9 protein-coding genes and 2 pseudogenes are annotated in these 11,918 nt (G+C 40.2%); 10 read left to right on the top strand and 1 reads right to left on the bottom strand.

Features of this window, described 5'->3' with window-relative positions:
- Positions 1–293: 293 nt before the first annotated feature.
- The 3 genes and pseudogenes from AC58P7_RS31335 to AC58P7_RS31345 form a co-directional block, all read left to right on the top strand.
- A complete protein-coding gene (locus tag AC58P7_RS31335) occupies positions 294–737 on the top strand; it encodes a cell wall hydrolase (protein WP_497349987.1) in 444 nt (147 codons plus the stop codon).
- Positions 738–1,229: 492 nt separating this feature from the next.
- Positions 1,230–1,895, top strand: coding sequence for a protein kinase domain-containing protein (locus AC58P7_RS31340; RefSeq protein ID WP_497349989.1), 666 nt, complete (start codon positions 1,230–1,232; stop codon positions 1,893–1,895).
- A gap of 482 nt (positions 1,896–2,377) precedes the next feature.
- Positions 2,378–2,737, top strand: a pseudogene (locus AC58P7_RS31345) (class I SAM-dependent methyltransferase); the annotation flags it as partial.
- A gap of 673 nt (positions 2,738–3,410) precedes the next feature.
- On the opposite strand, the gene AC58P7_RS31350 reads toward AC58P7_RS31345, so the two are convergent.
- Complete coding sequence (locus tag AC58P7_RS31350) at positions 3,411–5,075, bottom strand: P-loop domain-containing protein (RefSeq protein ID WP_497349991.1); 1,665 nt, start codon at positions 5,073–5,075, stop codon at positions 3,411–3,413.
- Between the two features lie 908 nt (positions 5,076–5,983).
- On the opposite strand from AC58P7_RS31350, the gene AC58P7_RS31355 reads away from it, so the two are divergent.
- The 7 genes and pseudogenes from AC58P7_RS31355 to AC58P7_RS31385 all read left to right on the top strand — a co-directional run bounded on the left by AC58P7_RS31355 (position 5,984) and on the right by AC58P7_RS31385 (position 11,674).
- A complete protein-coding gene (locus AC58P7_RS31355; RefSeq protein WP_497349993.1) occupies positions 5,984–7,036 on the top strand; it encodes a hypothetical protein in 1,053 nt (350 codons plus the stop codon).
- Positions 7,037–7,285: 249 nt separating this feature from the next.
- Positions 7,286–7,591: a hypothetical protein gene (locus tag AC58P7_RS31360; RefSeq protein WP_497349995.1), complete on the top strand. Its 306-nt coding sequence runs from the start codon at positions 7,286–7,288 to the stop codon at positions 7,589–7,591.
- Positions 7,592–8,196: 605 nt separating this feature from the next.
- Positions 8,197–8,607 (top strand): hypothetical protein, encoded by a 411-nt coding sequence (locus AC58P7_RS31365; RefSeq protein ID WP_497349997.1) that lies wholly within the window; start codon positions 8,197–8,199, stop codon positions 8,605–8,607.
- Between the two features lie 252 nt (positions 8,608–8,859).
- Positions 8,860–9,108, top strand: a pseudogene (locus AC58P7_RS31370) (transposase); the annotation flags it as partial.
- 299 nt (positions 9,109–9,407) lie between these two features.
- Positions 9,408–10,454, top strand: a complete 1,047-nt coding sequence (locus tag AC58P7_RS31375) for a methyltransferase domain-containing protein (RefSeq protein ID WP_497349998.1) — start codon at positions 9,408–9,410, stop codon at positions 10,452–10,454.
- A 77-nt stretch (positions 10,455–10,531) separates the two neighbouring features.
- The gene (locus tag AC58P7_RS31380) at positions 10,532–11,218 is read left to right on the top strand and encodes a class I SAM-dependent methyltransferase (RefSeq protein WP_497350000.1); all 687 of its coding nucleotides are present in this window, start codon (positions 10,532–10,534) and stop codon (positions 11,216–11,218) included.
- Between the two features lie 276 nt (positions 11,219–11,494).
- Positions 11,495–11,674: a hypothetical protein gene (locus AC58P7_RS31385; protein WP_497350002.1), complete on the top strand. Its 180-nt coding sequence runs from the start codon at positions 11,495–11,497 to the stop codon at positions 11,672–11,674.
- Positions 11,675–11,918: the final 244 nt, after the last annotated feature.

Here is an 11,918-nt window from a genome sequence, read left to right on the forward strand (position 1 = left end):
TATGAATCAACGGTTTTAATCAACTTACTTTCTGAAAAATACTGATTTATAAGGTGATGAAATCCTGCGAGTGAGTGAGCATACGTGAGATAAACCCTTAAAACCGAGGGAGGAAAACGTATATTTAATGTGAAACCAAGACGAGGCTGCCGGCACGAATCGGCAGCCTCGTTAAAGGGACGGGCAGAAGAGTGTGGTGGAACGGCTATTTATTATCGCACACAATTTTGCCAGAGTAACACATCCGCTTCACCTACAATATGATGTGTATAGAAATCTAAAGAGGTGAGCCAATGGCAGTCGTAAAAGCTAGGAAACAGGATATTGATATGTTGGCTAGGTTGCTTCGAGCTGAAGCTGAGACCGAAGGCGAAATGGGCATGCTCCTTGTTGGAAATGTTGGCATTAACCGAATAAGAGCGAATTGCTCCGATTTTAAAGGAATCCGGACAATTCCCCAAATGATCAACCAGCCGCATGCGTTCGAAGCATTGCAACATGGTATGTACTATCAAAACGCAAGAGAGAGGGAACGCCGTCTGGCGCAACGGACTGTGAATGGGGAGCGGAATTGGCCAGGCAAATACTCCCTATGGTATTTCCGTCCAGGAACGTTCGAAAATCCCGGACCATGTCCGCCAACTTGGTATAATCAGCCGCTCGTAGGACGATGGAAGAAGCACTGTTTCTATGAACCGACGGCGAAAGAATGTGAAAATGTTTATAATACTTTTTAATTTTATAAACGTAAAGAGCTCAGGATCTCTTAACCTGACTCGTCACAGCCATGTGTCGGTTGACAAGAACTTTATCTCATTAAGTGCCGCGTAAATCGCGGCTTCTTGGGGTTTAGTGGAATAAAGTTGTTGTCACGGTCATTATTCGGAAACTATACCAACGTGACAGGCCGTCCGATGTCGGATGACAAGAACATTAGCCGAATGAAGTCTGCTTGAATTGCGGGCTTTATTTATGATCGGATCAAGTTCTTGTCATTTGTCAATGTCAAGAACATTGTCCGGTTGCCGACGAGCTTTGCCGGAATGTAGTACCAAGTTACTCCATTTGGTGCCTCCAGATAAGTGAGGCTTTAACCATTTGTTTTGAGAACTTTAGTGCACAAAGTTAATTTGAACTTCATTAAAGCCACACCACCATATGTCCAAGCAATTTTTGCACGGTCCACATAAAATAAATCTATCAATCTCGTAGATATAGGAGGGCCGATGATGCGAACCATGTGGGGTGGATATACCGTTGAACTTAACTTGATCGGGTCCGGAGCTTTAGGCAAGGTCTATAAAGCTTATGACTCGAAAGGACGCCAGGTGGCAATCAAAGAGACTTCCAACCGTGAGGCGGCAAGACGCGAAGCGCGGATTATGCAGAGTTACCGGATCGGTGAGTTTTTGCCACGCTATTATGATTATTTTGAGATCGGGGAAATAGGCTATTTGGTTACTGAGTATATCCGGGGGTCGACTTTGGGCAATGACTTTCATAATACCTTCACCAATAAGCGGGATCAGGACTTAAGTGTAGAGATTACAATCAACATCCTCAAGGGGCTTAGACAACTCCACAAAACGGGGTATATCCATAATGATGTGCTTCCAAAAAATGTAATGATACTTCACGATAAGCCAGAGACGGTCAAAGTAATAGATTTCAACATTGCCAAAGAGATTGTGAGTCCCGCTGTCATGAAAAAGGAGCTACAGGCTGTGTGCAAAATATGCGCTTTCCTCATGAACGGGACGCTAGCGGATATCCATAAGGCGGAAATTCGTGATAGAGATCTTAGGCTTGTGTTATTAAATCCCTTTGACGTAAACAATAAGGACAGCTATCCATCGACTGACGCACTCATTGCCGCATTGCGGCCTTTTTGCTAAGGCACCTGACTGGACGATAAAATGATTTCTTGTTCGCTCAAAACTCTCTCCTTCATACACTTTTTCCGTCGTTACTTGTGGTACGGTTCTCTGCGCTGTCTATAATGGCAAGTTTTTAGGTCATCCCACAAGGGATGGCCCTTTCTTCGGTGATGAAACTGTTGAACCCCTTATCGCGATGGTAAATTTAATGGGAATAGTCAATTAAAAATGAATTTAGATCAACCAAATATGAGATGAGACTAAAAGAATTAAAAGAAAAATATGAAACAAAACAATAAAGATATTTTTTGGTCGGAAGTAAAGAATAAAGGCTGTCAGTTGGAGGGCTGCCTTTGGAAGTGGGCGCCGCGTGGCAACTCCAGGAATCGTGAGCGCGCAAGGACTCTGCGGCCAACGAGCAGCATCTCGAACAATATACGTTCTAATACGAACTATTTTCAGCATATTCCATGAGATATTGGGTTCTTGACCTTGATGGAAAATTTGGTTTAATCGTAAGCAGAACTACATTCCATCTTCTAAACAATATACAGAACGTGGTCAACAAAATGAAAGAATTACTCAATGATGCAGGTAAGATTGTTATTTTAGATAACGTCTCTGAAATTGAAACACCAGCGACTTATGGATATATCTTAGGAGCAATACAAGAGTTCATTCCACATTGCCGTAAGTATGGATTTAAGAACGCAATAAGAATTTTCAAGCATAACACCTCGAAATCTTGGCTTGAACATCTAGCATCTGATAAGTATTTATCAGAGCAACAATATCACGATTTATATGGAAAGTTATTTCCTGACTGTACGTTTCAAAAACTAGGCTGGGCTATGGGATTGTTTGGGATAAATAAAAATTTTTTATTGTTAACGGGTACGTTAGCATTACAACACCAGGCTGCTGAGAAATTGGTAGCCTGTTCCGAACGGGCAGGATAGTTTAATCGTTTCTCAAATACCTTCCTTTATAGAAAATCGCGATTATTGGCTTATCGGCAAGTTGAGATTCCCAGGGATGGGAGTAAATAAAGATAATGACTAACGATTTAATTATTGAAGCTCAGAGATTAGTTGAAAGAATAAAGTCTGAAAATCCTAAATCCGGGATGAAATAACCGTAATTTCTCTTGTAGTTCGACCGATTCGCACAAACAAGCCTCCTAATAAAATAAAGAAATAAAATAATTGAAACTTTGTCTACTTCATAAGGCGGATCAATCCATATCATTACTCCCATCCCCGCTCAATTACATTGAACAGCTGATATCAACAGCTGTGATTATCCTATCCAAATTTAGAAATTCCAAAGAAACCTGCCATATTACAGGTTGTTGTTCCATACGTTGGTTTTGAGTGAGTCCAATCCATATTTCGTTGATTTCCTTCTTTATCACGGACAAGGCCCTGCTCATATCGAGCGGGGCCTTTGTTTAGATTAGCGCAGAGTCTATCCTACAGCCATCCTTCACTTCAACCCGTCTCCTAATTGGATAAACGTATATTTATGTCGTAATTAGAGGCGTTCAGAGGGCTCAAGCTGAATAAAATCCAAATGTTTCATTCGGTTTATGACAGATAATACTTCATTCATTCTTGGTAATTCAAGCCATCTTTCGAAACCAGGGAAAAATGAAGAAAATACAATATCTACGCCTTCCCTCTCCATATCTTCGAGCGCTTTTTTGATCTTTTCATGAAGAAAGATGAGGAGATCCTGATTACTTATAGCCATTTTTCGAATTAAAAAGGCAATAGCTGCAAGCTGGGCGTGTGATGTGATATTGTAAAGCCCTCTGATATCAACTTGTTCATCGCCTATCATGATATATCCCATGTTTGAAACCATCAACTTTTCTGTACCACTGCCCTCTGGATAGCTCGAAAAGTGATCGGTGGTTATTTTTCTTTCTATCTCCCATTTTGTAAAGGGAATACGTTCGCGTGGTTTGTCGTGTTCACATAATTTTTTTGCTTCCTGGGTTACGTTTTTTGGCACAAAATTGTCCATCAGGATAATTTGATCGGCAACAGATAAAAATTCACCGCTACCTCCAATAACAAGAACGGAAGATACGCCAACAGCCTCATAAAGCTCCCTGACACGTTCCGTAAAAGGAGTAATGGGTTCATGCTTGATTAATGAACGCATTTTGATGTCTTGAATCATAAAATTCGTCGCACTTCTGTCTTCATCAATAAGAAGAAGCTTACACCCGACGTTGATTGCCTCCATAATATTTGCGGCTTGAGATGTGGAACCTGAGGCGTAGTCAGTCGAAAACTGTTCAGCCGAACTATTGGGTATCCATTTTATGAAAGGCGTAATATTAATATTTTTTATGGAACGGCCTTCCTCGGCAGATATTTCCATTGCACTTTGATCTGTAATCACAAATTCTCGTCCGTCGCCTATGCTGTGATTGTAAATCCCCGAATTTAGTGCATCCAGCAATGTGCTTTTACCCGAATAACCACCGCCGGTGATGACCGTCACACCATGTTTTATTCCCATTCCTCGCAAACCACAAATTTCAACTTCAATATCTTCCGGGGATGTAAAAGGCAAGGCACCCTCCAGTGGCCCGCTGTTGTCTTTATTTCTTGGCAAAATGCTGCCATTCGCAATAAACGCACAATAATCACTGGATTTCAGCCATTCGCGAATCCTATTTTGCTTTTTTACCAATTCATAGGCAGCATTTAATTTGTTGAAATCAAACTGGGCAATTAACTCTTCCACTTCTTTCGGGAGAAATTTGCAGAGCATGCGCATAGCTTTATCATTATTCTTGAATGGAAGTTGAACTGTAATCATTAAGCATAGATACCATTTTTCCGAGATGACTTCGACAAAGGATGCATTACGTTGCAACACCACATTGGTTGGACGAAAACAATAAAAAGCACCATTTTCTTTATCAGAACGTGACCGGTTATAAATCAATTTATTTAATGCGTCAATATGAACAACCCATTCTCTTAATGCAAAATCGGAGAGAACAACTTGATCCATATTTTCATCTAAGCCGAGACGGTCAAAAGGTATTTTTATCGTGATACATGGTTTATCCAGTGTGAGTTTATGTGTTCGTTCAATGTAATAGGCAACATCATTATTCCAATAGGTTGGGTCAGATATCGTCCCCCCTTGATCATAGTAGGAACCTTCATAAATCATACTGTAAGATGACTGTACAGATTGTAATGAGCGAAAATATTGAGCGAGTCTTTTAATAAAGCATCATCCTTTCATATTTGGAAAGCGGTGAATAACGGGAAACGATGCCGAAGTTTAAAACGATATCTCAAGAAGGGGGCCCCTTATCCTTTGGAACAAGGTAACGACGAAACGAATCGAGCCCTAATCTCCAGGTATGAGCCTGCTCAAACATAATTTTCCGCGAAAAATGAATTCCATCCTAAGTAATTCAAGTTCAATACATATCCCCCCCTAATAGAGTTCAGATCAATTTGGACGATTAAATCCTAACCAATTTCAAAATAAAACCACTATTGTTTCCTTGACCAACCTTTTGTCCTAAAAAAATAACAGCCACTCCATAAGTGGCTGTCATAGACCGGCAAGAAAGCTTAAACGTTCCTTCTGTCTAAATATAAAAGCCCTGAGAGTGAATCCTACCCTCAGAGCCTAATGTATTCGTAAAAGAATAACTAAAAAGCAACATGAGGATAAGACGTATATTTGTTTGTTTTCATTGTCCTCACCTCGTTACGATTTATTTTTACAGCAACAGAATCATAACATTAAGATCATCCTCAATATAGGGAAAGATTAATTATAATTAACTCAAACCCTGACATAGGTAAAAGATGCCCCCATAGAATGAAAACTCAGGACACGATAAATAAGCCTGAATAGTTGTTCTAATGAGGGATGGAGCAGGCCTTTTTTTTCGTCATTGCAGGCAGAATTCTATCAAGCATCTCCCCCGCAGATTTCTCGTTAGTTTTTCCTCCCCCCCTGAAATACCGCCTCCTCCGCGAATGGTATCAAAGAATAGTAGCTGATCAAACAACACGGAGGGTATAGTAATGAAAAAATGGACAAAGTTGGGGATCGGCCTTTTGTGCGCAACATTGGTTACGTTCGGAGTACGCTCGATTTCAGGTGTTTCGAATGCCGACGAAGCTTCGCAGACCGTGACCGGAACGGTGAAAACTATCGACGCAGCCCAAGGCGTAACGGTTTCGACAGACGAAGGCGCTGAAAAAACAGTGCCGCTATCGAAGATGGTATGGGTATTCCTGGATGACCACAAAGCGCAAATGAGCGATCTCGCTACGGGGTTTAAGATCGAACTGATCCTGAATGGAAAGAAGCAGGTCGCTTACATAAAAGCTATCTCGATTACAGTGACGGACAAATCGAGCAGCGCCCAGGAACCGGCGACCACAGCTTCGTCAGCACCGGCCGCAGCAGTTGCGGCCGTAACACCTGTAACACCGACCGCCGGCACGAGCCCAACTACATCGTCAGCTCCGATGCAAACCGTTGCGCCAACGGCAGCGGCGGATGCTGCTGCACCTTGGAAAACGCTACATATCAAAATCGAGGGCAACGGCTTTACCATGGATATCCATGATAAAGGCGATCACAATAACGGTATGTCGATGATCAAAATGAAGCCGAAAGGCCGCGACGGGCTATTCCTCAAAGGCGACGACGCGGAGCATTGGATCCGTACGCTGCTCGTCGGCATCGATCTGAAGGCGCCGAACGTAAAGCAGCAAATCAGCACAGCGTTCACAAATTGGTTTGAGCTGAACGGCACCACGCTGAACGTCAACATCGAGGTTGAAGCGAAGCCTGCTGCAGCCGCAGCAGCTGCAACATCTGCAAGCACTCCAGAGGCACCTTCGATTACGCCGGAAGTCCCTGTAAGTACTTCGGCCTCACCCTCAACTGCCTCAGTCGCTGCCGCTGCAACTGTGAATGCGCAAATCACAATCAGCCAAAATAACAATAACGACGACGATGAAAATCACGACGACAACGAGGACAAACAAGAGCATGACAAGCAAAAGAAGGACGACCACAAGAAAGTCGAATTAAAGATCAAAGAGAAAGAACATCAGGACAACGGCAAGCACAAGGGTAAGGGAGGCAAAGACGACTAAAATTTTCAGTATAGACCGGCGTATACAGTGAAAAACTGTGCCCCGGTCTTTTTTTTTGCGTCTACCCGCAATATCTGAAAAACACAAACAAGGATGACTGAACGGAGAACAAAAATTAATATCAATAGGGCTGTCGCGTGTAGCCCTTCACTCCGCTAACTGGCAGGATTGTGAAGTTACGCTGTGGAATAGGATAACGAACAAGATGGGAAAAGATTATTGGTGTATCAGGGTAAGAGGAGGCTTATGATGGGGTTAGACGTTGTATTATATGATGATCAAAATAGGCTTTTGAAAGTCTTTAAGATAAAAGAGGAGTTACACAAAGCAATTTTCTCATCTAATCAACGATGGAGTAGTTATCTCAACCTCAGAAAACTTAACGACTATTATCTAACCAACGAGGAATACATCGGGGACGCCCGTAGAGGGTTAATAGGTGACTTACTTGAACACATGAATCACATTCCATCTGAGTATCGTCATTCATTGCAATTGTTGATTGACGAAATATCAGAGGAATCAGTGAATAAAGTATTGATTAACGGGGATTAAACACTCAACTAACAGAAACTATAGCTCACGATAACAGGTTGACGGATCCATTGTCAGCCTATTGAAGTATCGGGTAGACTGGATGAGCAACGAGGACAAATACTTTTCAAGACGAAATACTTGAGTGAGGGATTTTTTTTCTGGCGGAGATTTCACTTGCTAGCTCTTCCGTGTATTCACTGTAATAAGCACTGAATACATGCTGATTACCTTTAGGTCAACGGCACTAAACGTGGATTCTTGTTCAACAAACGGATTACGAGGGAGTTAAATGCCGGTTTTTAAACAACTATATTTCTAACCCGACCCAGAACTCAGGCCGGGTTTTCTGCATTTTATATAGCCGTTTTTAAAACAACTTAATTATCAGGCATGAGCTCAGAACAAGTACAGGCTGAAGCGATCAAGAAGTTTAAAGGCAACCGGAATCCCGATCAAGGAGAAATACCGTTCATTATAGCTGGCTTTGGTTGGAGGGATTTTGAATGCTCCCATACGAAATTTTCAGCTACTGTTCAGTTTTATTTCAGCCGTTTTTCAGTACTCTTGCTTATAATCCAGGAGAGAATGAATAAGACAAACTTAGATAGGAGCATGAAACAGATATGATTTATTATGATTCTCCTCATGTAAAGGTATCATGGAACGAAGAATTAAAAGCGGTAGTTTTGGAGTGGAAATGCTTTGCCCAAGGCGAGCAATATCGTACGCCATGTGAAAAAGCATCGGAGTTATTGGTACAGAAAAAAGCTGTAAAAATGCTGCTTGATAATCGAAATATGTCTGTAATACACCCAGACGATCAGGCTTGGGTCGCCCAAGTAATCCATCCACTAAATATCGAAGCTGGTATGAAATATGTGGCTTCGATAACGCCGGAGAAAATGATCGCCAGGGCTAGCATGAAGAGAACGGCGGTCGAAGTGTTCAAGAAAGGGGAGTTTATCGCGGAAAGATTTGATAGCATAGAAGAAGCCACTCGATGGCTGTCTGAAGTCGACAGAACTATAGCATAACTATTATTACTTATTATCGTATCCCATCATTGAAGGCGGGAATTTCAAGAAATTTTGATTGGAAAGGTTCTGTACATCCCAAATATCGCTAAATGGAATCGAATCGGCTCCTTGTTCGTTACTAATTTTGATTCAAAACATTGGAATTGCACTACATATTCGTTGATCTAACGAGAAACGATAGCATTCCTGTAGAGCGTTAATTTTCAGCTTTGCAAAAAAACAAGCGCCTCGGTACGATGGGAGTACGGTGCCTTGCTGCGTCATGCTGGACTTAACCTTGCTGAAGCAAGTTCAGGTAAATGGACCGGACAGCTAAAGATTAGCAAACATGGTCGCTCTCGCCTCCGACGATTTATCTTCATGATGACGATGAGTTTAGTAGCGAACAATCCGGAGTTTAAAGCCATGCATGCATACAATGTACATGTAAAGAAGATAAAGAAAATGAGGTCCATTATGAAACTGTGTGGCAAGTACGTGCAGATTGTGGCGATTTGAATTGTGGATTTATTTCAGCGATCATCGAAGAAGATAATAATATGATTATCTGGCGTGATTTTAAAAAAGGTGATCAGATGAAACTAAATCACTTAGGTACATTTATATCTTTATGATTGTGGCTCACAGTACTTTATCAGACACAAAGTACAATTTGACCACAAAATATACTTCAATATATAAAGACGAAACCACTCCTAACAATGTACTATGGAGTGGTTCTTTTAATATTTAATAACCCCTCTTTACTTTTACCTTAGGTTAAGGTTTATTTAATGAGAGAGGATTGATTACACGTAATGAAAATCAAAGATATAGCAACAAAACTGAACATTTCTCCAAGAACAATTCGCTTTTATGAAGAAAAAGGGCTTATCTCTCCATACAAACAGGAACACAATTTATATAGGACATTTACTGAAAAGGAAGTATGGCGTTTACAAACAATTATATCCCTTAGAGAAGCTGGAATGACAATTGAAGATATTAAAAAAGCATTACCAGAAGTTCATGAAGAAGATAATGAACAACTTAAATATTATTTAGAAATACAACGTTCTGTAATCTTTTCGCAATGGCTGGAGTTAAAACAAATTATTGAAACAACTGATACCATGATTGAACTTTTAACACATAGAAACGCACTCCCTTTAGATGATATTTTTTTACTCGCTGAGGGGTCAAAAAGACTTAGAGAAATCAGGAAAAATTGGAGCGATAAGTGGAATTTCGACCATCAAGCAATTACCCATGATGAACATGTTTTTAATAATGAGAACGAATATAAGGACTATGAGGAAGCCCTTAATATAACTGTGAAATGGGTTGCTCCAAAGGTTGGAGAAAGAGGGTTAGACATTGGTACAGGAACTGGTAATTTAGCAGGAAAGTTTCTAGACAAGGGAATACAAATGGCTGGCATTGACCAATCCAAAGAAATGTTGAAACAATGCCAACGTAAGCATCCACAAATGGATCTTAAACTCGGGAATTTTCTTGCTATTCCCTACTTGGATGGGCAATTTGATTTTATTGTGACAAGCTTTGCTTTACACCATATATCAGATGATCAAAAGATATTGGCTCTTGACGAAATGCGTCGTGTATTAAAGCCACACGGAAGAATCTGTATTACTGATTTGATGTTCGAAAATGAAGCGAAAAAAGAGTTGTACCTAACAGATTTGGGCCAACGAGGGAAAACAGATTTAATCAAAATTATTCAAAATGATTATTACTCAATAACTTCCACATTACTGAATTGGTTTGACGAAAACGCTTATATCACTAAACATAGTCAACTAAACGACTTACTTTATATTGTTTATGCAGTTCCAATTAGATAATAAACTGTCTTGACCTTCTCCTTACGTCAACCCTTACGATAATAATGTAAACATTATCTTAAGGAGGAAATTGAAGAATGCCCAACCATGAAGAAATATATGAAACGCAGGCCGAAACTTATGAACTTCTCATTTCGAAACAACCAAGTCTATATGATGTAATCGAAGCAATTAAGCCAGTTGAAGGTTTGGACATATTAGATATGGGAGCAGGTTCAGGAAGACTAACATGTATTTTAGCCCCAAAAGCTAAATCAATTCTGGCACTTGACGAGTCAGAAGCAATGTTGAAAGTAACGGCAAATAAATTACAAAAAGCTGGATTACAAAACTGGAGTATTCAAGTTGCTGACCATAGAACTCTCCCTGTTGAAGATAAAAGTGCAGATTTAATCGTATCTGGTTGGAGTATATGTTATATAGGAAGTACTAACGTTCAAAATTGGAAAGAAAATATCCATCAAGTTATGATGGAAATTAAACGTGTTCTTAGTCCTGGTGGTAGTGTAATTATTTTTGAGAACTTCGGAACAGGTTCAGAAGCACCCAATCCTCCAAGTTTTTTAAAAGGATATTTTGAACTACTTGAAAAAGAATATGGTTTATCTCATAAATGGATACGAACAGATTATGATTTTGATAGCTTAGATGAAGCTGAAAGACTTACTAGGTTTTTCTTTGGAGATAATTTAGCTGACAAAGTTGTTAAAGAACAATTGATTCATTGTCCTGAGTGTGCTGGAGTTTGGTGGCTAAACGTATAAAGCCAAAATCAACCCATTTCTCTTTTTAGAATTGGGTTTTTCTTGACAAGATAAAGTGCTGTCATTCCGCTAACGCAGAACTATAGTTGAAAACAAGGAGCAGTATGCCACGGCATCTACCCCTTGTTTTTTATAAAAGGCAGGATAGTTTATTTGATTCACGTATACCTTTAATATGAAAATTGACGGTAGTCGTATTAATACGTTATCTGAAAAGAAATTAAAATTACATACAATCTATTCAATTCATTTAAGTTGACTCTTGGAGGCCAATCAATGTTTGGTATAGTTGCAGATGTAGAAAAAGATTATCAACTTAGAATTGTTGGTTTACTTCAGTATTTTGATGAGAACAATCAAAGCGTTGGAAAAGATGATATTTATACCGTACTCAAAAAGTACAGAGATTTTTGTGTGCTTCATGGGATTCAAATAAAAGAAGATCTGATTTATTGACGAAACGTTCTTTTAAAGGCTGCCGGTTTGATCGGCAGCCTTACTCACCTCACGGGCAGTTATGTAGCTCCCGATCTTGAAAAGATTGCTTGCGCAAATATATGACCACAAATTTAAGTAAGGCCGATAACCACTCGAAAAGAGAGGTAACCGGCCTTTTAATGTGTACACAAGTGCACAGGATACTGATAGACCAGAGCGGAATCACGCTACAAGTACAGCAAGATGTGAGACTTTTGGGTAG

The sequence above is a fragment of the Paenibacillus sp. J22FR5 genome (genome assembly GCF_059691975.1).

Coding starts and splice junctions, on each gene's coding strand:
- AC58P7_RS31350 (WP_497349991.1), bottom strand. CDS start 5,075: ATGATTTATGAAGGTTCCTACTATGATCAAGGGGGGACGATATCTGAC.
- AC58P7_RS31385 (WP_497350002.1), top strand. CDS start 11,495: ATGTTTGGTATAGTTGCAGATGTAGAAAAAGATTATCAACTTAGAATT.
- AC58P7_RS31380 (WP_497350000.1), top strand. CDS start 10,532: ATGCCCAACCATGAAGAAATATATGAAACGCAGGCCGAAACTTATGAA.
- AC58P7_RS31360 (WP_497349995.1), top strand. CDS start 7,286: ATGGGGTTAGACGTTGTATTATATGATGATCAAAATAGGCTTTTGAAA.
- AC58P7_RS31375 (WP_497349998.1), top strand. CDS start 9,408: ATGAAAATCAAAGATATAGCAACAAAACTGAACATTTCTCCAAGAACA.
- AC58P7_RS31340 (WP_497349989.1), top strand. CDS start 1,230: ATGCGAACCATGTGGGGTGGATATACCGTTGAACTTAACTTGATCGGG.
- AC58P7_RS31335 (WP_497349987.1), top strand. CDS start 294: ATGGCAGTCGTAAAAGCTAGGAAACAGGATATTGATATGTTGGCTAGG.
- AC58P7_RS31365 (WP_497349997.1), top strand. CDS start 8,197: ATGATTTATTATGATTCTCCTCATGTAAAGGTATCATGGAACGAAGAA.